The sequence below is a fragment of the Pseudomonas sp. genome (assembly GCF_035554175.1).
Classification (GTDB): Bacteria; Pseudomonadota; Gammaproteobacteria; order Pseudomonadales; family Pseudomonadaceae; genus Aquipseudomonas.
In genome coordinates, this window is sequence record NZ_DATMIV010000037.1 from 34,757 (window position 1) to 55,789 (window position 21,033).

The following is a 21,033-nucleotide window of genomic DNA, read 5'->3' on the forward strand; positions in this document are numbered from 1 at the left end:
AACCCCGCTCAACGCGGCGAGGTTTCTTGGGAATCGAGGTGTTCATGGGCCTGACTGGCTTCCAGCCACGGGGTGAACAACCGGGTGACCGGCGGCATCACCACGTAGACCACCGAGAGGACGATGGTCAGGGTGATCAGAAACGTGGCGACCACGTAGTTGGACAGAAGCGGATGCAGCGCCAGCAGCGGACCCCAGATCAGCGGCACCAGCAGGGTGTGCGGCAGAATCACCAACAGCGTGACGACAGCCTGCTTCCAGCGCGGCGGCGGTGAGCCGGCCTCGGCCAGCGGTGTGAACCAGAATTCATTGACCGGCGCGACTTCGGTCTGATCACCGTCGGCCAGCATAGGCGCGGCTTCGGCAACCAGCGCCTGACGCTCCGACGACTCCAGCCAGCCCTGCATCGCTTGCGTGGAACTGAAGCGCAGCACGCAGGTGTAAAAATCCAGACGCCCGCGCTTGCCGCGCACCACGTCCACCCCCAGATGTCCTTCGCGCTGACCGGCGACGCGCACGATATTGCGCAGCCACGCTTCATATGCCGACTCGAAACCGGCCTTGACCGAATGCTTGATGATCAACGTGACAGTCTCATCGGCCCCCGGTGCTTGTGAATTGAAGACTTCAGGCATAGCGCAGCACTCCGGGCAAACGAACAGGAATCGCCAGCCGTCCGGGCCCGGCGATCAATACAGTGGTGAAGAGGATCAACAGCAACCAGCCGAACTGCCCTTCGGCCACACTCCATTGCGGATGCACGACCAGCAACGCCACCAGCAGCACAAAGAGAATAGGCAGGCAGGCCAATCGCGCCAGCACGCCGGCGACGATCAGCAATGGGCAGAGGACTTCGGCGAAGATCGCCAGGATCAGGGTCAGACGGGCGCCGAGGTGGAACGGGTCTTCGATCAGGTGCAGTTGCGCGGTGAAGTCCAGCAGCTTGGGCAAGCCGTGCACCCACAACAGAAACAACCCGCCGCTGACCCGCAGGAACAGCAACCCGATGTCGCGCGCCTGTTCATCCCTCGAAGCAATCATGACCCGACCCTTTGAATGTCATTGGCGTGAATCATGCCAATGCCGGGTCGGGTGAAATTGCATGAATGTGCTCAGTTGCAGCAGGTCTCGAGACTATCGAGTAACGTCGGCTTCAAGGTACAGATCGAATGGTGTATTCGCGGAGTTGAAAAGCCGTTGCCGCAGCCTCGTTCGGTACCTGATCCAGGTTGACCAGGAACCGAATTGAAAGCTTGCTGCCATTTTTGAGTAACCGCAGATAATTTGCCGAGATAGAAGCGACATAGCCGCCGTTTGTAACCCACGCCGCATGCACCATATTGGTAGTTACCACCCACATTCGCAGGTTATGCGGGCCAGTTTCGCTCTGCCCTTCCAGATAGAGTGAGATTCGTTGATTCCGGGCAATATGCTGCCAGACACCAAACCGCAGATTCCCCCCTGACTGCACGTCTTTGAGATCAAGAATGCCACCGCTGGCCTGAATAATCTCCGGCGCTACGAGACGATCCAGTGCAATCGGCAGCACGTTCAGGGGTAAAGGGTTTGAAGTCACCGGTTCAGCACTGCCTCTTGAGTACGAAAACGTAACATTCATTATTTTTCCGATGCTGAATGCCACCAGCGATACAGGCAGCTCAGTGCGGATCGGACGTATAGTGCCGGCCGCCCTTGGCGTGGTGCGATGTGAGCCCGAAGCGGGCGTCCCGTCAGCCGCTGTTACCGTCACGAAAACCATATCAGTGGGCAACAGGTCGTCATGGATCAGCGCTGTAAAAGTCGTGACGGCACTCAGTGGATCAAGATTGATGTTGTCGGGAGCCTCGGCAATCGTAAGCGTCAGGTTTGACAGCACGACATTGATTCGCCTCGGACTTGAGGCACTTCCGCTGCCATCTGCCAGCCGGACTGTAAACGTATGCCGTCCAGCGGACAGTTCAGCCGTGTCGTACGTCCAGTCGCCGGCAACAGGATCGACCGTGTCGATGCGGGTCGGGCCATCGAATACATCGAGTGCACCGGAGGCAGTCCCGCTCAATGTGACACGGGTATGACGGGTATCCGCGCCATCGAGTACTTCTCCGTCCTGATCGCGTACCGACAATATCTTCGGCGCATCGGGCGATTCTGTGAGGACGATGTAGTTACGATGCGCAAAGCGTTGAGCAAGGGATGGATCCTCGCTGCTCTGCAGCCCGGCCATCAACTCAAGCGTCAACACGCTACGGTTTTGCAATCCTTGCAGTGGTGCGGCGGGAAAGTTCTGTTCGAAAAAACCATAGCGGTTGAATTCGTCATCGACCTTATTGCCCGGTGCTTGCCAATAAAACGCCTCGAAATTGCTGCCATCGGCATTTGTGCCCTTGAGCTTGAGCCAGAAGGGGTTGCCGCGCCTGCCTAGCAGCCACGCATTGATACGCAAAGTGATTTCGACCAGACCTCCGATATTCAGCGCGACTCCCTGACCGTCGTTATCGGCCTGGCGGATGAACGGTCGTGGCAGATCCAGTTGATTGATACGGGTTATGAACAGCGCGAGAGGCTCTGAAACAACGGGCGTCTCGGTGCCACGATAAAGGGTATAAGTGAAAATGACAGTCTGGTTGAGGTTAAAGGCGATCAGAAGGTTATCAATGTGGGTCTGGAAGGGCTGTGCAAATCCGCCGATCGGTATACGTGGAGACAGATAAGAACCGGAACCTGGCGTACCAGCGCACTCAATAGTAATGACGTCTCCTTCTTGCCAGGGGAAGTCAACGCTCACCGTCAGGTTATATCGAGCAGCATGCGGATCCAGCAAACCGTCCGGGCGACTTTCCATAATCGAGAGCGGCGGCAAGTGGTCACCGACAAGTGCAGGAGTCAACGTGTCCATGTTCATGTCCTTTGCGGGCTAGCCTTCGGGGTTCATCCATCAGACACGGGAAGACACGAATGCGCCACTGTCAGAACTAACAGGTGAAGCCTGCTTTCAGACGAACGGTCGTTTACGACACAGGAATATCCAGCGGGGCCGCCATGAACTGGCTGATCCGCGAGCGCAGCCATTTTTCTGCCGGATCGTTGTCATGCACGCCGCTCCACGCCATCGACAATTGCGCGGCATCAATCGGGAATGGCGGGTCTTCGGCACGCAGCGTGCAGCCTTCTACCAAAGCGCAGGCCGCGTAATCCGGCACAGTGGCGATCATCTCGGTGCCCGCCAGCAATGCGCGCAAGCCGCTGAACTGCGGCACGCCGAGAACCACGCGGCGGCAGCGGCCGATCTTGGCCAGATCCAGGTCGATGTTGCCACTCAGGTCACCGGAAAACGACACCATCGCATGCGGACGCTCGCAGTATTCGTCCAGAGTCAGCGGCCCCGGTCGATCATCGCCACGCAGGACTTTGCAGGGAATGTCGCGCAGCTTCTTGCGTTTGGCATTGGCCGGCAGTTCCGTGGTGTAGCTGACGCCCACCGAGATCTCTCCCGAGGCCAACAGCGCCGGCATCAACAGATAATTGGCGCGGCGCACCACCACAACAATCCCCGGCGCCTCCTGCTGCAGCTGACGCAACAGCGGCGGAAACAGACCGAACTCGGCGTCATCCGACAGCCCGATGCGAAACACATCGCAACTGCTCGCCGGTTCGAATTCCTTGGCGCGGCTGACCGCGCCGGAAATCACATCCATTGCCGGTTGCAGTTCCTTGAGAATCGCCAAGGCCCGCGCTGTGGGTTCCATGCCGCGACCGTTGCGCAACAGCAACGGATCGTCGAACAGATCGCGCAGCCGCCCCAGGGCCGCACTGACCGCCGGCTGGCCCATGAACAGTTTTTCCGCGACGCGGGTCAGGTTCTTTTCGAACATCAGCGCTTCGAAAATCACCAGCAGGTTCATGTCGACGCGGCGCAGATCGTTACGGTTCATGGGCGTGGTTTCCTTATCGGTGGCAGCCGCTTGTTGGGAGTGGCGCTGGGCACTTTACTCGATCAACGGCACTTTCGCCGCGCGTTTATAGGGGCCGTACTCCACCGGCACCCACTGGAAATGTTTGCCCTCGGCAGTGATATGGCCAATGCCCGGGAATGGCAGATGCGCTGCCGTCACCCAGGTTTTGCTTGCCGCCGCGGCACTGAACACCGACTGACGACTGTTGATCGCCTGCTGGCTGTTGACGTCAAACCCGATGGACACTTCCGGATGCAGAAACTGCACCGCCAGGTTATGCACCAGATCGCCCATGAACACGATGCTTTGCTTTTGCGAGGTGAAGCGATACGTGGTGCTGCCCGGCGTGTGCCCTGCTTCGAGGGTCGCTTCTACAAGGCCCGGCAGCGGCGACTCCCCGGCTGCGAACGTCTTGAAGCGGCCAGCGGCAACGTAAGCTGCCGTGGACTGCTGAGCAATCTTGAAAAACTCCCTGGCACCGGCCGGAGCCTTGGCCAGCGCAGCCGGATCGAGCCAGTAATCAGCCTCGGCCTTGGCCGCATACACCGTGGCATTGGCGAACAGCGGTTTTTTCTCGGCATCGACCAGACCACAGACGTGATCGAGGTGCAGGTGCGTCAGCAGAATCGTATCGACCTGCTCGGGCTTGTAACCGGCGGCCTGCATGTTGGCCGACAATTGCCCAGCGGTGGCACCGATGCACTGCCCTGCGCCGGTATCGACCAGAATCAACTGCTTGCCGGTATTGACCAAAAAGGCATTGAACGCAGTCTGCACGCCCGGCGTTTCAATCGAACGACGTGCGAGCAGAGCACGGATCTGACTCTGGCTCATGCCCTGCAACAACTTGGGTGACAGATCGTTGTAACCGTCAAACAACGCGGTGACTTCGTAATCGCCCACGGCCAGACGGAAATAACCCGGCGCTTGCGTGCCAACCTGCGGCGCCTGCGCCATCGCGCCGGACATTGCGAGCATGACCGTGAGGGTCGTCGCAGCTTTAACCATGCCTTTCATTGCATTCCCCTTGAACCCGGCCGACGGCCACGCTGTGTCGTCATCGTCGCGCAAAGCGGTGCGCGCAGACTTGCAAGGATGTGCTGAGTTCCTGCCGTGGCGGTGGAATTAACAACGATTAACTCGTCAGCCCGCCGCCCTCGCCCAACAATGAAGCCCTCTGCGCAGCGTTATTTTATGACCTGAGGGAATGCGCCGACCGTGCGTTCCCCCCCGACACGGACCTTGGCCATGGCTTATTTGCAGCAAACCGTCGCCCTCGCCCCTGCCCGCGAACCGCGTAAAAACCCGACTGGCGGACTCAGTCCACAGCGCGAACGCCTCATCAAACAGTTGATCCTCGATCGCCTGGGCGAAAGCCTGGAGGTGGCTGAACTGGCCCGCGCCTGTTCGCTGTCACGCAGTCATTTCTCCCGTGCTTTCAAGTGCAGCACCGGCCTGTCGCCGCAGGACTGGATTCGCACGCAGCGCCTTGCTCGGGCCAAGCTGTTGATTCAGCACACCGACCTCAGCCTGACGCAGATCAGCCTGGAATGCGGCTTCTGCGATCAGGCACATTTCTGCCACATGTTCACCCGCAGCGAAGGGATCAATCCCTTCGCCTGGCGCTGTCGAGTCATGGGAAAACTGAAAAACGGCGTCGGGCAGCCAGCGGTGTTTTGACTGCTACCGTTACGCCACCCGTTGCACTGATGCTCAAACCTGAGGATTATGCCCGGACACCCCGGATCAGACGGCCTGCGCATGCGCCAGGTACTGATTCGCCCTGTCCGCCGCATCACCGCAGGAGCGCGCTGTTGAGCTTTTCCCCGAATCAGGCCGTTGCTTTTGGCCCCTATCGGATTCATCCCCGGCAACGACTGCTACTTGAAGGCCAACAGCCTTTGCGCCTGGGACGGCGGGCGATGGACATCCTCCTGATTCTGCTGGCGCACGCCGGCCAAGTGGTGAGCAAACAGCAATTGATGGCCGGGGTCTGGCCGGACAGTGTCGTTGAAGACATCAACCTGCGCGTGCACATGGCGGCGCTGCGCAAGGCCCTGGGCGATGGGCAAAACGGCCAGCGCTACATCGTCACCGTCGCGCAGCGCGGCTACAGCTTTGTGGCGCCGATTCTGCTCGACAGCCTCGAACCCAAGCCTGCGGTCGCCGTCGCCAGACACAATCTGCCGCTGCGGCGTACGCGAATGATCGGCCGCCAGCCCGTGGTCGATCATTTGATTGCGCAACTGCCGCGTCGGCGCTGCATCACCCTGGTTGGCCCCGGCGGTATCGGCAAGACCACCGTGGCCCTGCGTGTAGCTGAACAATTGATCGGCGAGTATCGCGACGGCATTCGCCTGCTGGACCTGGCAGCCATCGTCGATCCGGCGCTGATCGGCTCGCATCTGGCGACGTTGCTCGACCTGTCTGCGCCCGACGGCGATGCGCAGGCGTGTCTGGTCGAGGGCCTGCGCGAGCGCCAGATGTTGCTGGTGATCGACAACTGCGAACACCTGATCGATGCGGTTGCCTCACTCAGCGAGCAGATTCTGCGCGGCGCGCCGAAAGTGCACATCCTTGCGACCAGCCGCGAGAGCCTGCGTGCCGAAGGCGAGTTTGTGCAGCGCCTGGAATCGCTCGACTGCCCCTCCATGTCGACCTCGATAGACCCTGCGCAAGCGCTGGGCTTTAGTGCACTGCAACTGTTTGTCGAGCGGGCGACGGCGGCTCGGGAAAGCTTTGAGCTCAGCCAGGCCGAACTGCCTCAGGCCATCGAGATCTGCCATCGCCTGGACGGTATTCCGCTGGCCCTGGAACTCGCTGCCGCACAGGTCAGCGAATTGGGTGTGGACGGACTGCTCAAGCAGCTGCGCGAAGGTTTGCCGCCGCTGTCAACCGGTTTCCATAACAGCACCGAGCGCCACCTGACGCTGCGCGCGACCATGGACTGGAGTTTCAATCTGCTCAACGATTGCGAGCGAACCTGTCTGCGTCGACTGGGGATTTTCCGCCGCAGTTTCACGCTCGCCTCTGCAGCGGCGGTGGTCGTTGGCCAACACATCGATCCCGGCGCGGTGTTCACCGCCGTCACACAACTGGTGGCCAAATCGCTGCTCAGTGTCGAAGTGGGCGATGAAGAGGTGTTTTATCGCTTGCTCGACACGACGCGCCACTACGCGCTGGAAAAGCTCGAACAGGCCAATGAGCTCAGCGCAACGCGTCAACGCCACGCACAACGCTGCCTGACCCTGATGCAGCAGGCGCAGATGGATTGGGACAGCACCCCAACGGTACTGTGGCTCGAGCGCTATGCCCGAGGGCTTGAGGATTTGCGCGCGGCGCTGGACTGGAGCCTCAACGGGCCGGGGCCGGATGAGTTGGGCATTCAATTGGCGGCAGCGTCGGCGCCACTGTGGCAGGAGCTGTCATTGCTGCGCGATTACAGCCGCTATGTGCGCCGGGCGCTGACGCTGCTCGAGCCTTCGCGAGCAGGCTCGGCCCCACAGCCCTGCCCTCGCCTGCAAATCGCTTTGAAACTGGCGCTTGGCAGTGCCAGTTATCACACCTGGGGCGGCACGCCACAAACCATTCAGGCCTTCGTCGACGCTTGCCAATTGGCCGAAGAACACGGCGATGTCGCCGGACAACTGCGTGCAGTGTCGGGGCACATGGCAGTCAATCTGAGTTGCGGGCATTACCGCATGGCGTTGGCCCAGAGCGAGCAATTCGACCGCATCGGCCTGCACGGCGAACCGCTGCTTTCACTGAGTACGCATCGTCTGCGGGTGCTGGCTTTGCATTATGCCGGCGATCAATTACAGGCACGCGTGCATGCCGAGCAAGTGCTGCAACGCATGGCCCACAGCGGCCATCTCAATCGCTTCACCCACGGCTTTGGCGTGCAATACGACCAGAGCGTCGCCTCGCTGACGGTGCTGGCACGGGTACTGTGGCTGCAGGGTTTGCCCGAGCAGGCCTGGCGTGCTGCGCGCCAGGCTTTGGACATTGCCCTGCAGATCGATCACGGCACGTCGATCTGCTATACCCTGGCGCTCGCCAGTTGTCTGATCGCCCATTACAACGGCGACCGCGAGAATGCCCGTGCCCTGCTGCAGCTGCTGCTCGAACAATCGCAGAAGCATTCGGTGCTGCTGTTCAATACCTGGGGCCGGCACTATGCGCAGGTGATCGACGCTGATAACGCCGCGCCGGTAGCAGCGCAGAGCAGCGGGTTGATCAGGGAAATCATGGTTACGCTGGATGAGCGCTTTGTCGATGAGGCACTGGTGGAGCGGGCATATAGCGGCGATGCGGGTTGGAGTATGGCGGAAATATTGCGCGCGCGGGCGGCGGCATTGTTGAAGGGTTCAGAGAGGCCCCTTCGCGAGCAGGCTCGCTCCCACAAGGGTTCGGTATCGGGCGTAGATTCTCGGTTGGGTGCGGATTCCTGTGGGAGCGAGCCTGCTCGCGAATCATCCCTCTCAGACACCGCTAAAACCCAAGAAGCAGAACGATCGCTGCAACAAGCACTGACCATCGCCAGAAGCCAAGGCGCGCTGGCCTGGGAACTGCGTAGCGCCACGGACCTCGCTCAGTTATGGCATCGCCAGTCCCGCCATCGCGAAGCGCTCGAACTACTAACCCCGATCTATCAGCGCTTTACCGAAGGCTTCGCCACTGCGGACTTGCGCAAAGCCTGCTCGCTACTCGACAGCCTGCGCGACCAATGCCCGGCCTGAAGCATTGCGCGTGCGGCTGAGATAGCGCGCATGGCGATGTTCCAGTTCGAGCTTCTCGTCGCTGCGCTCGAGCTGATCGCGAGCATAGCGACGAACCGTGTTGAGCATCCAATAGCGAACCGTTGCACGGATGGGCTGCTGAATCAGCAACGACTTGCGCGCCAACCCTTCGATTATCGCAGTCAGCCTGGAGCCGGCCAGATTCGCGCAACTGATCACACTCACTGCGGCCTCCAACGTGAACCCCGTGCTGAATACCGACAGACGCAGCAGTACACGCTGTTCCATTTCCGTCAGGTGGTCAAAGCTCCAATCGATGGCGGCGGCCATCGACTGATGGCGCGGCACTGCGGTGCGCCGGCCTTGGCCAAGCAACTGCAGGCCCTTTTCAACCTGTGCCTGCAAGCCGATCAAGCCCAACGCGTCGATCTGCGCTGCCGCGAGCTCGATCGCCAGCGGCAGACCGTCCAGCTGACGGCAAATCTCGCGCACGCCTGGCAAATCCTGTTCACGCAAACTGATGCCATGTTGCCGCGCCCGCACGCGACTGACGAACAACTGCACCGCCGGGTAGCTCATGGCCTCTTCGACGGTTTCCAGTGTCGAGCGCTTGGGAATCGCCAACAGCGGCACGAAATGAACGGTCTCCTGCGCCACGTGCAAGGCTTCGCGGCCGGTGACCAGAATCGACAAGCGAGGCGCAGCGTGCAGTAAGGTTTCTACCAGAGCCGCGCAGCGATCGCGCTGGTGATCACAGTTATCCAGTATCAACAAGGCGTGGCGGCCTATGAGTGTGGAAAAGTCCGTGCCCAGATTACGCAGCAGATGGTCCAGGAGCGCAGCTTCATCCTCACTTCCGGCGAGATCGAGCCACCAGACGCCATCGCGGAAATATTGCAGCAACAATTCCGCCACGCGCAGTGCCACGGTGGTTTTGCCGACGCCCGGCGCACCGGTAATTGTCATCAACCGACACGCCGGCATTTGTCGAACCAGACCACCAATCAACGCGTCGCGGCCAATGATCGAAGTCAGCCGCGCCGGTAAATTATGGTGTGGCGCCGCCAGCGTCTCGGCCAACCGTGAAACGGCGCTGTCATGTCGCACCGCAGCGATAAAGCTGTAACCGCGTTGCGGGACGTGCACGATGTAGCGCTGCCCGTCAGTGCCATCCCCCAGCGCCCGGCGCAGCGCCGCGATGTGGACGCGCAGGTTGATCTCTTCGACCACCGAAGTCGGCCACACACGAGCAATCAACTGCTCCTTGCTGACCACTTCCCCTGCACGTTCGACCAGCACCTGAAGAATGTCCATGGCGCGCCCGCCCATGCGCAACGGCTGTTCTCCTTCAAGAATCAGGCGTTGACGTACATGGAAGGCATACGGGCCGAAAAGCAGCACCGTCGCCGGGTTCATGTCGTTGTGATTATTCATGCCAAGCATCTTGGCACTCTCGCGTGACGTTACAACCGCCACAGCGGACGCAGCACGGACATCCGGCTGCGTCAGACGGACAGAACCGCTCTAGCTGAACTGTTCCCGGTACTGTAATGGCGTCAGGCCGAGCTTTTCGGCGAACAGCGAGCGCATGTGTCGAACACTGCCGAAGCCACTTTTATAGGCGATGGTCTTGAGCGGCAGCTCACTGGTTTCCAACAGGTTTCGTGCGCAGTCGATACGCGCATTCTGCAGAAACTCCATGGGCGTCATGTTGACGTCGCGGGCGAACAGACGAGCGAAATGCCGTGCGCTCATGTTTGCCAGTCCAGCCATGCGTTCGACGGTAAAGGCCTCGTCGAGATGCTCAAGTACGTAATTCTGCGCGCGGGTTATGGGCGTCTCCTGAGGGGACACCGCTGCCATCAATGGGCTGAACTGCGCTTGGCCGCCCTGGCGCTTCATTACCACCAGCAATACCTTGGCCACGTCCTGAGCGATTTTCTTGCCGTGATCCCTGGCGACCACCGCCAGTGCCAGATCAATGCCGGCAGTCACGCCGCCCGAGGTAATCAGGTTGCGATCCTCGACGTAGATCTGATCGGTGGTGACAGTGGCTTTTGGAAAGGCCTTGATCAGGCGCTCTGTGTAGTTCCAGTGGGTGGTGACGCGGTACCCGTCAAGCAGACAGGCGTGGCCGAGGAGGAACGCACCGGTACAGATCGAACCGTAACGATCGGCGCGCGGGACAGCTTCGTTCAGCCAGGCGAACAGTTCCGGGAATCTCTCGTTGTAGGCGCCAGGACCGCCCGGTACCAATAACAGGTCATAGCGCTCGGCCGCTTCCTCGATGTGCAGATCCGCCTGAACCTGCACGCCGTTGGACGCCCTCAGCAGCCCGCGCTCTGTTCCTAACGTGGTCAGTTGATAGTGCAGCTCAGGTTTCAAATAACGATTGGCGACTGAAAACACCTCCAGCGGCCCGGCCATGTCGAGCATCAGAAAGTCAGGGAACAGCACCATTGCCACGGTTTTCATCGGGAGGCATCACACATTCAGAGGTCAATACGCACGCTGCAGCGGGGCCATTATGGCCAAATACGGCCTGATCAGCGCAAACGAATGGGTGAACCATAACGCAAAACTGTCAACCTGAGCCGGACAGTCTTTCAGTTTCCATCTACTTATTGCCTCGCCGGGTAACAAGTAACCTTCTCCTCACTCGGACGAATTCACGTCCCGCCAGGAGATTTCATCATGCTGACCCTTCGCAAAGCCTCCGATCGCGGCCTCGCCAACCACGGCTGGTTGAAGTCGTTTCATACCTTCTCTTTCGCCAGTTATCGCAACCCGCGTGAACAGGGTTTTTCCGACCTGCTGGTGATCAATGACGACCGTGTCGCCGCCGGCAAAGGCTTTGGCCAACATCCGCACCGCGATATGGAAATCTTTTCCTACGTGCTGGAAGGCGCACTGGAACATAAGGACACCCTCGGCACCGGTTCGGTGATCCGCCCCGGTGATGTGCAACTGATGAGCGCCGGCAGCGGCGTGGCGCACAGCGAGTTCAACCACTCGGCCACCCAGGCAGTGCACTTTCTGCAAATCTGGATCGTGCCGGACGTCAGCGGTGCCAAACCGCGCTATCAGCAGGAGCACTTCAGTGCGCAGAAAAAACGTGGTCGCCTGCAGTTGATCATCTCGCCGGACGGCAGCAATGGCTCGTTGAAAGTCCGCCAGGATGCGCGGGTCTATGCCGGGTTGTTCGACGGCAAGGAACAAGCCACGCTGGAATTGCCGGCCAATCGCTACGCCTACGTACACGTCGCGCGGGGCAGCGTCGAACTCAACGGCCAGCCATTGCAGGAAGGCGACGGTGTACGAGTCCGTAATGAACAACTGCTCAACCTGAGCAATGGTGTCGATGCCGAGGTGCTGGTGTTCGACTTGCGCCCTCAGGAGCTGCCAGAAATGCCATAAGCAGTGTTTATCGCCGCACATGACGGCCTTCCAATGAAGGCCGTTTTTTATTCAGGCAGCACCGCCGACGGTGGCTCGACTGGCCTGGGTGTGGACACCTCTTTACCAATCTGTATGGCTGCCAGCGTCGTTTGTATCGTCGTCAAAACGGCCGCCTGGTTGGCGAAATGTGCGCCGACGAGCAAGGAAGCCACGCCAAGAAAATGCACTGTGGTGGCAGCCCAGTAATTGGCCTTTACGGTTGATGCCTGCCTGATCGCTTCCCGCGACTCGTCGGCAATTTTCTGCACCCCCACCCACATGACGTCGTAGCGCTTGTCTCGTTCCTGTTGGGTTTTGTCCCGCTCGAGGTAGACCTTGTCCCGCTCTGCCTGAGCAGCCAGGAACCCTCGAATATCAGCGCGCATCTCTGCCACGCGGCCATCCATCCTCGTCTCGATGGTTTCAATCCTGGCGTCGAATTCTTCGCGGCTTATGGTGCTCATGATTTGCCTTTCCTGAACTGCATTCGATCTGTCCGTGATTGCATAATGGTTCACTTCCCCGATTTTCAATTCGACACCTTTTGTGGCTACCGAGACCTTCCCTGGCTCTTCGCTTCGGTGCAGGCCTGACGTCTGTTCCGAACTGTACTCACAATAGAATTCATCGCCCTCGACGACAAGCCGGCGCATTCTGCCGCCGACGTAGGCCGTTTCGTCAGACGTTGTAGCCCTGGCAAAATCCTGAAACCGCTACGCGTTTTCCAGCGCGAAAGCTTCAACGATCTGCTCGATGACCGCCCGCACCCGTGCGGTGTGGCGCAGATCGGCGTGGGTGACCAGCCACACTTCATACGGCAGCGGCCGGGTCCGCTCCGGCCAGAGTCTGACCAGTCCATCGCGCTCGCCCATGTACACCGGGATCTCCCCTACTCCCAGGCCGGCAGCGATCGAACGACGCACCAGCAGGCTGGAGCTCAGCGTGGCGACGATGCGTCCACGGTTCAACGGTTCCGAGACCAGAGTCAGGTCCTTTTTGCTCTGCAGATACGGCTGATAAACCACCAGATCGTGACCCTCGAAAGCGCTGCCGGGTTGCGGTTCGCCATTGCGCTCGACATAGGCTTGCGCAGCGAAAAGTCCTACGGGCCAACGTGCAATTCGCCGGGCGATAAGATCCGGGTTATCCGGCCGCGTATTGCGCACAGCGATATCCGCCTCGCGCTTGGCCAGACTGAGGATTTGCGTCGAGGCATCCAGCTGGATTTGCACATCGGGATGCTGATCATGCAGGCGCGCCATCGCCGGAATAATGAAATCAATGGCCAGCGAATCGGTGGTGCTGACCCGCACATTTCCGGTCAGGCGATCGTCCAGCCCGTGGATGTGCCGCTCCAGCTCAAGCGCCGAGTGCTCCATTTTTTCCACACTTGCGAGCGCCGCCTCGCCCACGGCAGTCAGCGCGTAACCGTCGGAGGTGCGCAGGAACAGCGTCGCGCTGAGGGACTTCTCCAGCGCGGTGACGCGCCGCCCTACCGTGGCCTGATCCACGCCCAGGACCCGCGCAGCACCGCGCAACGTCGACTCGCGACAGACCGCCAGAAACACCCGCGCATCATCCCAATTCATGCCAACCCTCCCCGAAGCATTTTTGCATCACCATACTGCTAAATCGCTGCATATGCGCAGCAACGATAGCCGATAAGCTGAGCGCCATACACCTTTGATGAGATCGCTATCATGCGTACTGCAAATTCTCCCGGCATTTGGCTGCCGATCTTCGCCGGACTGTGTGCCAGCCTGGTCAGCATCGGCCTGGCGCGGTTCGCCTACACGCCGCTGATCCCTTCGTTGATTCAGGCACAGTGGTTTTCTGCCAACGACGTGGTCTATCTCGGCGCGGCCAATCTGGTTGGCTACTTGATCGGCGCCCTCCTCGGTCGGCCCATGGCTCATCGACTGGGCAATCGCAACGCTCTGCGATTGATGATGCTTGCGGTCACCGCAGCGTTCTTCGCCTGTGCTTACCCGCTGTCGGTGAGCTGGTTCTTCGGCTGGCGTTTGCTGTCTGGAATCGCCGGCGGCGCGATCATGGTGCTGGTCGCGGCCACCGTACTGCCGCATGTGCCAGCAGCGCGCAGAGGCTTGGCCAGTGGCGCGATATTCCTTGGCATCGGCCTCGGTATTGCCGGCTCCGGGACGGTTGTGCCGCCGCTGCTCAGCCTTGGCTTGCAGGCGACCTGGCTGGGACTGGGCGCCATCGCGCTGGTGCTGACCGCGCTGAGCTGGTTTGGCTGGCCGGCCGATAGCGCGCACGCCGTAGCTGCGCACGCAACATCAACGGACGAGTCCACTCCGCCAGCTGTTTACCTGTTGTTCGCTCAATATGCCTTCATGGCCGCCGGACTGGTGCCGGCCATGGTGTTCCTTGTCGATTACGTGGCACGCGGCCTCGGGGCCGGGGCGCATGTCGGCGCGATGGTCTGGGTGATGTATGGCCTTGGGGCGATTGTCGGGCCGGTGAGTTACGGCTTCCTGGCGGACAAGCTCGGTGCACGCACTGGTATTCGTCTGGTGCTGGTGGTGCAAGCCGTGGCTCTGGGTCTGCTGGCCGTTTCCCATGGGTTTCTGCCATTGGCTTTGTTGGCGGTGATTCTCGGTTCGTTTCCGCCCGGTATCGTGCCGCTGGCCTTGGCGCGCGTACACGAACTGGTGCCATCTCATCACCGTCAGCAAATCGCCTGGAGCCGCGCCACCGTTTCGTTCGCCACCTTTCAGGCGCTGGCCGGGTTTGCCTGTTCGGCGCTGTTCAATGCTTCTGGCGGCCAGCATACGCTGCTGTTCGTGATCGCCGCCGGCGCAATCGTGGTCGCGTTGTTGCTGGAGCACGTCATGCGCTGGCTGCCTTCTTCCACTGAAACACGCTGCGTTGCCAACTGAAGGGAATCATTGCCCGCTCCCTGCGCTCCCATCTACACGACCTTTTTCACAGGAATCGACATGTCACTGCCCAATGAAATGACTCGTATCGAAATCACCCAACCCGGCGGTCCCGAAGTCTTGCAATCCAGGCGGGTGCCTTTGCCAAGCATTTCGCATGGGCAGGTACTGATCCGGGTTCACGCCGCCGGCATCAATCGTCCGGATGCTTTGCAGCGTGCCGGCAAGTACCCGATGAAGCCGGGTATGGACCCGATTCCCGGCCTGGAAGTGGCCGGCGAAGTGGTTGCGCTGGGCGCCGGAGTCACCCGGTTTTCTATTGGCGATCGCGTGTGCGCACTGACCAATGGCGGCGGCTACGCCGAGTACTGCGCGGTGCCGGCCGGGCAGACACTTCCGGTGCCTGACGGTATCGACTGGGTGAAGGCCGCCGCGATTCCGGAAACGTTTTTTACCGTATGGGCCAACCTGTTCGGCCTGGGCGGTGCCAAGGCCGGTCAGCGCGCGTTGATTCATGGCGGCACCAGCGGCATCGGTACCACCGCGCTGATGCTCTGTCGTGAGTTCGGTATCGAAGCGTTCGCCACCGCTGGCAGCGCCGAGAAATGTGCCACAATCAGCCAATTGGGCGGTAAGCCGATCAACTATCGGGAAGAAGATTTTGCGCAGGTGATCGCCGAAAAAACCGCCGACCAGGGCGTAAACGTGATTCTCGACATCATGGGTGGCTCGTATCTGAACGGCAATATAAGCACACTGGCCATGGACGGGCGGCTGATAATGCTGGGCTTCCTCGGCGGCGCCCGGGCCAATGACGTTGATTTGCTGGCGATCCTTGGTAAACGCGCCGTGGTCACCGGCTCGCTGCTGCGTGCACGCAGTACTGCGGAAAAGGCCGCCATTGCCGAACAACTGCTAGAACAGGTGTGGCCAGCCCTGACTGCCGGGCGCTGCCTGCCGATCATTGACAAGGCTTACCCGCTCGCAGAGGCCGCTCAGGCCCATGCCCGGATGGAGAGCGGCGATCATATCGGCAAGATCGTGCTGCAAGTGGCGTAATCGGCTGCAGCATCTTGAAATCGTTGCGCATGCACGGTGGTCGAAAACAATCACGCGCAGACCGAGGCATCTGGTAAAAAACGTTCTTTGTCTGCGCTGTGGTGAAACGTTTATGTTGCTCTCTTTCCTGACTCGTCTCAGACGCTGTCGTTTGGCGTATGCCTTGATGGCCGCGCTGATTATTGGCGTGCCGACGAGTTGCGCCGTGCTGGAACATACCGAGCGCAAACTGCTGTTCCGCATCGAACCGGGCACGGCGGGCTGGTATCGCGGCTTGCCCGGCAGCGTTCAGGAACTGGATCTGCGACCGAAAAGCTTCAAGGCCGGGCAGAACATTCATGCCTGGTGGTGGCCGGCGGAGCGTGCCAATGCCCCGGCAATTCTGTATCTGCATGGCGTGCGCTGGAACCTCACCGGGCAATTGTTTCGCATCGAGCAACTGCGCGCGGCGGGCTATTCGGTGCTGGCGATCGACTATCGCGGGTTCGGCCAGAGCAAAGGCGATCTGCCGTCGGAGCGCAGCGTGTATGAAGACGCACGCGTGGCGTGGGAACGCTTCAAACTGCTGCAACCGGATCCGAATAAACGTCTGATCTACGGTCATTCTCTTGGTGGCGCGGTGGCTATTGATCTGGCCGCTGAACTCGGACAGAACGCTGCGCGCAACCACACACCTCTGCCGGTGCGTGGCCTGGTAATCGAGTCAACCTTCACCTCGCTGGCCGACGTGGCTGCCGCCGTAGCCAACACTTCGCTACCTGTGCGCTGGCTGCTGTCGCAGAAATTCGATTCGATCGACAAGATTGCCGACATTCATATGCCGCTGCTCGTCGTGCATGGCCTGGCCGATGCTTTCGTGCCTCCGCGCTTCAGCGAGCAGTTGTTCAATGCCGCTGAACAGCCCAAACGCCTGTTGCTGGTGCCAGGGGCAACGCACAACAACAGCATGGCGCTCGGTGGGCAGGGTTACCGCAAAGCTCTGAATGCGCTGATGCAGACCCAACCGCTGCCACGGGTTGCAGGTCCGGCGGTGGTCAAAAGTTCTCGCGACTCCTGACCGAGGCGATCGACCCACGAAGACGCGCCTCAGCGTTGCGCCATTTCATGGCGTACGCATTGTTCGTAATACGTCTGCTTGACCGCTTCCGGTTTGAGCTTCGAACTGCTGTTATAGGTTTGCTCGGTGATCCCCATGGCAGTCATACGCATCCATGGCTGCTGGAATCGCCGCACCTGTAATTGCTTGCGCGCGCCGTATAGCGAAACGCCGGACAGTTTTGATCGCTGCGCACCAGCGGCGATATCCGAGCCCCAGGTGCACGCAAAGCGGTGGCCCTTGCTCAACTCTTTTGCCTGTACTCCGGAGGCGATAAAAGCCAGGGCAAGCGTTGCCACGGTGATGACAATCGTCCGCATATAGCCAACCTAACCTTTTGAAAAAAGGCGATTTTGCCGGGCTCGCCAATGTCCGGGGGCCAGCAATTTGCCTGCTGTCGAGATTTTTCCGATATCGAACTGGCGAAGTCCTGGGTGATATCAATATGATGCACGCACTGGTTGCCATCGAGGGTGGCCAGAGGGAAATACACTCAAGGAATGCACATGAAAGATTTCGTCATCGGCGTCAACAACATCGTTCTCTATATCGCACTTGCGGTCATCTGGATCGTTTCCCTCTTCATGCTTAGCCAGAGCTTTCTTTCGGGGCTCGGCATGTTCGTAGGCGGCACTCTGAGCTGGTGCATCATTTCCGGCTTCTGGTTTGTGCAATCGGCTACTTATGAAGAACTGCGCAAGCTGAACTCGAAAACCAGCTGACCTGCGACCGGATATTCGATAAATGAAAAGGCCAATGTCATTGACATTGGCCTTTCTTTTTTCAGCGTCGAAGGGACTGCTTCGTCACTGCTTGGTGCACTGCGCCCCCAGCCCCATGCCCATGGAACCCAGAGCAACCATCGGGCCGCTTGGCAGTTCGCATGCATACTCGCCACCTTCAGTCTGAGCGGTGTAGAAGGTTGTGTTGAAGTCGTTGCGTATGTTTGAAACTTTGATAACGGGTTTGCCAATGGTGGTTTGCGCTCGGCTCTTGAGATCACTCTCCCCCGGCTTGACGGTCTGGCATCCAGAGACCGCGAGCGCCAGTGTTGCGAATAAAGCGAGAACCGGGATAGTCCTTGAAGGGTTCATAACGGATCGACCTTTTTGATTTTTATTGCGGAAAATTCTGGCAATAAGCTGCCACGCGAAAGGACTTTAAAGTCGTGCAAGGCCCCGGGCAATTAGGTCGAATGTGCTAGTGGCTGTAGGCTAGTGTCGCTTCCTGTGAGGCTTTGCAACAATTTTTGGAGTTGTCGGCCCCCGCTATTCAGTTTGCAAGATTTCTATCCGCAAGCGGTCACCGCCCTCCTCTCGGCAATCGAAACGAGCCGGCAAAAACAGTTGAATAACTTCCATGTTGCTGCGCAGATGGTCAGTCATGCGCGGCGTGGTAAACGATCCTCCGCCCGCCAGCGCCATTGGCAACAGCAACTGATCGGCGAGATGCTCAGCGACTGCAGCATCACTGCGCAACCAGTCGGCTGCCTGATTGATCGCGGCATCGGCCACTTTCTCGGCGCGTAACGACACTTGACCAAAAGCGCTGAACACTTCAGTGACATGCTCAAAAGCGTACTCCAGTAGCAGCACATTCCCCGGGCCGCGTGCCGGATCAAGCATGACCTGTTGCATCGTCTCCGCTGGCCAGTTCAAACGCTTGGCCACCTGACTGAGTTCACGCTGAGCGACTGTGGCTGCAAGGCCGGCAGTCAGCGCCACAGCTTGCCGTGAAATCGCTTCGCCGCGATCACACAGATCCAGTCGCGTCAGGCTCGAAGGCCGCACCCGTACTTCAACTTCACCACCGCCGGCCGGCACAAAACCATGCCGCACCAGGTCCAGTTCGACATCAGCGCCCATGCGGCGCAGCAGCGGTAGCCAGCTGCGCGAGAGGAAATCCGTCGGCGGTGCCAGCGGATTGTGCGTGCCGCCGGAGATCCGCACCCGACTCGCCTGCGGTGCTTGAATCAATGCTGGCAACAGAGTCTGCAATACCAACGTGCAACTACCCGCCGTGCCGATGGCGAATTGAAAATCGCCGGCGCGGATTTCCCCCGGTTCGAAACTCAAGGCTTGCGACCCCATATGCGCACCAGAGACCTGCGCACCACAAACCTCAGCCGCCGCCGCGACCGCTGTGAGGTGCTGGCGCAGCAGTCCCGGACGGCTGCGTCTGGCGCGAATCTGTTTCATGCGAAACGCCTGGCCTGTCACCATCGACAGGCTCAGAGCACTGCGCAGCACCTGGCCACCACCGATGGCGCCGTCCAGTTCAATTACATCCTGTTTCATTTCACTTCCTTACGCGTGCAGCCCGACGTGTCCCTGAGGTACCGATCCAGCCGCCGCGAGTCTTCCTGAGTTCTGAGTGATTTTGGTACTTCGCGCTCAAGCTCAGCCGCGATGAATCGGTGCAGCGCCGCACGACCAGGTCCGTAAGCGCTCTCGTCAACATTGCGTTTAAGCGCCAGCCATTCGTCAACTTCAGCGAGCAGCACGCGATCATCGACTTCCTTACCCTTTGACGCACACCACCTGACGCAGGGTGTGCAGCACTTCCACCAGCTCACGCTGGGCGTGCATGACTTTGTCGATGTCCTTGTAGGCCATCGGAATTTCATCGATCACTGCTTCGTCCTTGCGGCACTCGACGTGGGCAGTGGCGCGAATCTGATCGGCAACGGTGAACGTATTCTTGGCCTTGGTCCGACTCATGGTGCGGCCGGCGCCGTGGCTGCAGGAACAGAACGACTCTGCATTGCCCAGCCCGCGAACGATGAAGCTCTTGGCGCCCATTGAACCCGGAATTATCCCCAGCTCACCTTTCTTCGCCGACACCGCGCCTTTGCGGGTGATCAATACGTCTTCACCGAAATGCCGCTCTTTCTGCACGTAATTGTGGTGACAGTTGACCGCTTCCAGCGCGACCTCGAAAGGCTTGCGAATGATCTGCCGCGTAGCCTGAATCACCGCGCACATCATCAGTTCACGGTTCTGTCTGGCGAAATCCTGCGCCCAGCCCACCGCCTCCACATAGTCATCAAAATGGCGGCTGCCCTCTTCGAAATAGGCCAAGTCACGGTCCGGCAGGTTGGCAATGTGCTGACGCATATCTGCTTGGGCCATCTGGATGAACAGGTTGCCGATGGCGTTGCCGACACCACGCGAACCACTGTGCAGCATGAACCACACCCGGTTGGCCTCATCCAGGCATACTTCGATGAAGTGGTTGCCGCTGCCGAGCGTCCCCAAGTGCCCACGGTTGTTGGTGTTGGCCAATTTCGGATACTTGTCGGTAATCAACTTGAAGCGTGGCCTCAACCCCGCCCAGGCCTGGTCAGCTTGCTGCGGAACCTCATCCCACGCGCCTTTATCTCGCCGCGAACGATTCGAACTGCGGCCGTGGGGCACCGCTTGTTCAATGGCGCTGCGCAACCCATGTAGATTGTCCGGCAAATCCGCAGCCGTCAGCGATGTTCGCGCGGCGATCATGCCGCAGCCGATGTCGACGCCCACCGCCGCCGGAATGATCGCGCCAACTGTCGGAATCACGCTGCCGATGGTTGATCCCTTGCCCAAGTGCACGTCAGGCATCACCGCCAGATGCTTGAAGATGAATGGCATTTTCGCTGTGTTCATCAACTGCTGACGAGCCTCGTTTTCTACTGGAACGCCTTCTGTCCACAGTTTGATCGGCTTGCCGTTAGCCACTTCCAGAAGTTGATAGCTTTGCTCTTTCATGTCTTTTTGTCCTGTTCGTTTCCATCACCATTGCAGCAGCTGTGCCAGCTTCGGATATTCTTTCCTGTTTTTTCCTATGCCACTGATTCAAAAAGGATTATT

At 59.7% G+C, this 21,033-nt stretch carries 20 protein-coding genes and 1 pseudogene; 7 read left to right on the plus strand and 14 right to left on the minus strand.

Going from position 1 to position 21,033, the window contains the following annotated elements; genetic code table 11:
* Positions 1-8 precede the first annotated feature (8 nt).
* From VNV36_RS17255 to VNV36_RS17275, 5 genes are all read right to left on the minus strand, one after another.
* Positions 9-635, minus strand: coding sequence for an antibiotic biosynthesis monooxygenase (locus VNV36_RS17255; RefSeq protein ID WP_325718808.1), 627 nt, complete (start codon positions 633-635; stop codon positions 9-11).
* On the minus strand, positions 628-1,041 hold the full coding sequence (locus tag VNV36_RS17260) for a DoxX family protein (RefSeq protein WP_325718809.1): 414 nt from the start codon (positions 1,039-1,041) through the stop codon (positions 628-630). The genes VNV36_RS17255 and VNV36_RS17260 overlap by 8 nt, the downstream gene beginning before the upstream one ends.
* 112 nt (positions 1,042-1,153) lie before the next feature.
* Positions 1,154-2,896, minus strand: coding sequence for a hypothetical protein (locus VNV36_RS17265; RefSeq protein ID WP_325718810.1), 1,743 nt, complete (start codon positions 2,894-2,896; stop codon positions 1,154-1,156).
* A 112-nt stretch (positions 2,897-3,008) separates the two neighbouring features.
* The gene (locus VNV36_RS17270) at positions 3,009-3,932 is read right to left on the minus strand and encodes a LysR family transcriptional regulator (protein ID WP_325718811.1); all 924 of its coding nucleotides are present in this window, start codon (positions 3,930-3,932) and stop codon (positions 3,009-3,011) included.
* A 54-nt stretch (positions 3,933-3,986) separates the two neighbouring features.
* Positions 3,987-4,961 carry an MBL fold metallo-hydrolase gene (locus VNV36_RS17275; RefSeq protein ID WP_325718957.1) on the minus strand — a complete coding sequence of 325 codons (975 nt, stop codon included), beginning with the start codon at positions 4,959-4,961 and terminating at the stop codon, positions 3,987-3,989.
* Positions 4,962-5,201: 240 nt separating this feature from the next.
* Here VNV36_RS17275 and VNV36_RS17280 point away from each other — a divergent pair, with 240 nt between their 5' ends.
* Positions 5,202-5,633 carry a helix-turn-helix domain-containing protein gene (locus VNV36_RS17280; protein ID WP_325718812.1) on the plus strand — a complete coding sequence of 144 codons (432 nt, stop codon included), beginning with the start codon at positions 5,202-5,204 and terminating at the stop codon, positions 5,631-5,633.
* A 134-nt stretch (positions 5,634-5,767) separates the two neighbouring features.
* Positions 5,768-8,692: an ATP-binding protein gene (locus tag VNV36_RS17285; protein WP_325718813.1), complete on the plus strand. Its 2,925-nt coding sequence runs from the start codon at positions 5,768-5,770 to the stop codon at positions 8,690-8,692.
* On the opposite strand, the gene VNV36_RS17290 is transcribed toward VNV36_RS17285, so the two are convergent.
* Entirely contained in the window at positions 8,657-10,126 is a 1,470-nt protein-coding gene (locus tag VNV36_RS17290) for an ATP-binding protein (protein WP_325718814.1), read from the minus strand. The two genes, VNV36_RS17285 and VNV36_RS17290, sit on opposite strands and share 36 nt — an antisense overlap.
* Before the next feature lie 90 nt (positions 10,127-10,216).
* Entirely contained in the window at positions 10,217-11,167 is a 951-nt protein-coding gene (locus VNV36_RS17295) for a GlxA family transcriptional regulator (protein WP_325718815.1), read from the minus strand.
* A 219-nt stretch (positions 11,168-11,386) separates the two neighbouring features.
* Here VNV36_RS17295 and VNV36_RS17300 point away from each other — a divergent pair, with 219 nt between their 5' ends.
* On the plus strand, positions 11,387-12,109 hold the full coding sequence (locus VNV36_RS17300) for a pirin family protein (RefSeq protein WP_325718816.1): 723 nt from the start codon (positions 11,387-11,389) through the stop codon (positions 12,107-12,109).
* A gap of 47 nt (positions 12,110-12,156) precedes the next feature.
* On the opposite strand, the gene VNV36_RS17305 is transcribed toward VNV36_RS17300, so the two are convergent.
* Positions 12,157-12,594, minus strand: coding sequence for a hypothetical protein (locus tag VNV36_RS17305; RefSeq protein WP_325718817.1), 438 nt, complete (start codon positions 12,592-12,594; stop codon positions 12,157-12,159).
* A gap of 249 nt (positions 12,595-12,843) precedes the next feature.
* Complete coding sequence (locus VNV36_RS17310; protein ID WP_325718818.1) at positions 12,844-13,719, minus strand: LysR family transcriptional regulator; 876 nt, start codon at positions 13,717-13,719, stop codon at positions 12,844-12,846.
* Between the two features lie 111 nt (positions 13,720-13,830).
* On the opposite strand from VNV36_RS17310, the gene VNV36_RS17315 reads away from it, so the two are divergent.
* The 3 genes from VNV36_RS17315 to VNV36_RS17325 all read left to right on the plus strand — a co-directional run bounded on the left by VNV36_RS17315 (position 13,831) and on the right by VNV36_RS17325 (position 17,146).
* A complete protein-coding gene (locus tag VNV36_RS17315) occupies positions 13,831-15,030 on the plus strand; it encodes a YbfB/YjiJ family MFS transporter (protein WP_325718819.1) in 1,200 nt (399 codons plus the stop codon).
* 60 nt (positions 15,031-15,090) lie between these two features.
* Positions 15,091-16,089, plus strand: a complete 999-nt coding sequence (locus VNV36_RS17320; protein ID WP_325718820.1) for an NAD(P)H-quinone oxidoreductase — start codon at positions 15,091-15,093, stop codon at positions 16,087-16,089.
* A gap of 112 nt (positions 16,090-16,201) precedes the next feature.
* Positions 16,202-17,146: an alpha/beta hydrolase gene (locus VNV36_RS17325; RefSeq protein WP_325718821.1), complete on the plus strand. Its 945-nt coding sequence runs from the start codon at positions 16,202-16,204 to the stop codon at positions 17,144-17,146.
* A gap of 29 nt (positions 17,147-17,175) precedes the next feature.
* On the opposite strand, the gene VNV36_RS17330 is transcribed toward VNV36_RS17325, so the two are convergent.
* Positions 17,176-17,505, minus strand: a complete 330-nt coding sequence (locus VNV36_RS17330; protein ID WP_325718822.1) for a hypothetical protein — start codon at positions 17,503-17,505, stop codon at positions 17,176-17,178.
* 186 nt (positions 17,506-17,691) lie between these two features.
* Here VNV36_RS17330 and VNV36_RS17335 point away from each other — a divergent pair, with 186 nt between their 5' ends.
* Positions 17,692-17,907, plus strand: a complete 216-nt coding sequence (locus tag VNV36_RS17335) for a hypothetical protein (protein ID WP_325718823.1) — start codon at positions 17,692-17,694, stop codon at positions 17,905-17,907.
* Positions 17,908-17,991: 84 nt separating this feature from the next.
* On the opposite strand, the gene VNV36_RS17340 is transcribed toward VNV36_RS17335, so the two are convergent.
* The 4 genes and pseudogenes from VNV36_RS17340 to VNV36_RS17355 all read right to left on the minus strand — a co-directional run bounded on the left by VNV36_RS17340 (position 17,992) and on the right by VNV36_RS17355 (position 20,931).
* Entirely contained in the window at positions 17,992-18,279 is a 288-nt protein-coding gene (locus tag VNV36_RS17340; protein WP_325718824.1) for a hypothetical protein, read from the minus strand.
* A 174-nt stretch (positions 18,280-18,453) separates the two neighbouring features.
* The gene (gene rtcA, locus VNV36_RS17345; protein WP_325718825.1) at positions 18,454-19,482 is read right to left on the minus strand and encodes an RNA 3'-terminal phosphate cyclase; all 1,029 of its coding nucleotides are present in this window, start codon (positions 19,480-19,482) and stop codon (positions 18,454-18,456) included.
* Positions 19,479-19,700 (minus strand): annotated as a pseudogene (locus tag VNV36_RS17350) (DNA polymerase beta superfamily protein); the annotation flags it as partial. The pseudogene VNV36_RS17350 and the gene rtcA, both read right to left, overlap by 4 nt.
* A gap of 4 nt (positions 19,701-19,704) precedes the next feature.
* Positions 19,705-20,931, minus strand: coding sequence for an RtcB family protein (locus VNV36_RS17355; RefSeq protein WP_325718826.1), 1,227 nt, complete (start codon positions 20,929-20,931; stop codon positions 19,705-19,707).
* Positions 20,932-21,033: the final 102 nt, after the last annotated feature.

Bases quoted from the DNA above. Each gene is read 5' to 3' on its own strand.
- VNV36_RS17325 (WP_325718821.1), top strand. From the start codon at position 16,202: ATGTTGCTCTCTTTCCTGACTCGTCTCAGACGCTGTCGTTTGGCGTAT.
- VNV36_RS17305 (WP_325718817.1), bottom strand. From the start codon at position 12,594: ATGAGCACCATAAGCCGCGAAGAATTCGACGCCAGGATTGAAACCATC.
- VNV36_RS17290 (WP_325718814.1), bottom strand. From the start codon at position 10,126: ATGAATAATCACAACGACATGAACCCGGCGACGGTGCTGCTTTTCGGC.
- VNV36_RS17255 (WP_325718808.1), bottom strand. From the start codon at position 635: ATGCCTGAAGTCTTCAATTCACAAGCACCGGGGGCCGATGAGACTGTC.
- rtcA (WP_325718825.1), bottom strand. From the start codon at position 19,482: ATGAAACAGGATGTAATTGAACTGGACGGCGCCATCGGTGGTGGCCAG.
- VNV36_RS17310 (WP_325718818.1), bottom strand. From the start codon at position 13,719: ATGAATTGGGATGATGCGCGGGTGTTTCTGGCGGTCTGTCGCGAGTCG.
- VNV36_RS17335 (WP_325718823.1), top strand. From the start codon at position 17,692: ATGAAAGATTTCGTCATCGGCGTCAACAACATCGTTCTCTATATCGCA.
- VNV36_RS17330 (WP_325718822.1), bottom strand. From the start codon at position 17,505: ATGCGGACGATTGTCATCACCGTGGCAACGCTTGCCCTGGCTTTTATC.
- VNV36_RS17315 (WP_325718819.1), top strand. From the start codon at position 13,831: ATGCGTACTGCAAATTCTCCCGGCATTTGGCTGCCGATCTTCGCCGGA.
- VNV36_RS17295 (WP_325718815.1), bottom strand. From the start codon at position 11,167: ATGAAAACCGTGGCAATGGTGCTGTTCCCTGACTTTCTGATGCTCGAC.
- VNV36_RS17260 (WP_325718809.1), bottom strand. From the start codon at position 1,041: ATGATTGCTTCGAGGGATGAACAGGCGCGCGACATCGGGTTGCTGTTC.
- VNV36_RS17280 (WP_325718812.1), top strand. From the start codon at position 5,202: ATGGCTTATTTGCAGCAAACCGTCGCCCTCGCCCCTGCCCGCGAACCG.
- VNV36_RS17355 (WP_325718826.1), bottom strand. From the start codon at position 20,931: ATGAAAGAGCAAAGCTATCAACTTCTGGAAGTGGCTAACGGCAAGCCG.
- VNV36_RS17270 (WP_325718811.1), bottom strand. From the start codon at position 3,932: ATGAACCGTAACGATCTGCGCCGCGTCGACATGAACCTGCTGGTGATT.
- VNV36_RS17265 (WP_325718810.1), bottom strand. From the start codon at position 2,896: ATGGACACGTTGACTCCTGCACTTGTCGGTGACCACTTGCCGCCGCTC.
- VNV36_RS17300 (WP_325718816.1), top strand. From the start codon at position 11,387: ATGCTGACCCTTCGCAAAGCCTCCGATCGCGGCCTCGCCAACCACGGC.
- VNV36_RS17320 (WP_325718820.1), top strand. From the start codon at position 15,091: ATGTCACTGCCCAATGAAATGACTCGTATCGAAATCACCCAACCCGGC.
- VNV36_RS17340 (WP_325718824.1), bottom strand. From the start codon at position 18,279: ATGAACCCTTCAAGGACTATCCCGGTTCTCGCTTTATTCGCAACACTG.
- VNV36_RS17275 (WP_325718957.1), bottom strand. From the start codon at position 4,961: ATGGTTAAAGCTGCGACGACCCTCACGGTCATGCTCGCAATGTCCGGC.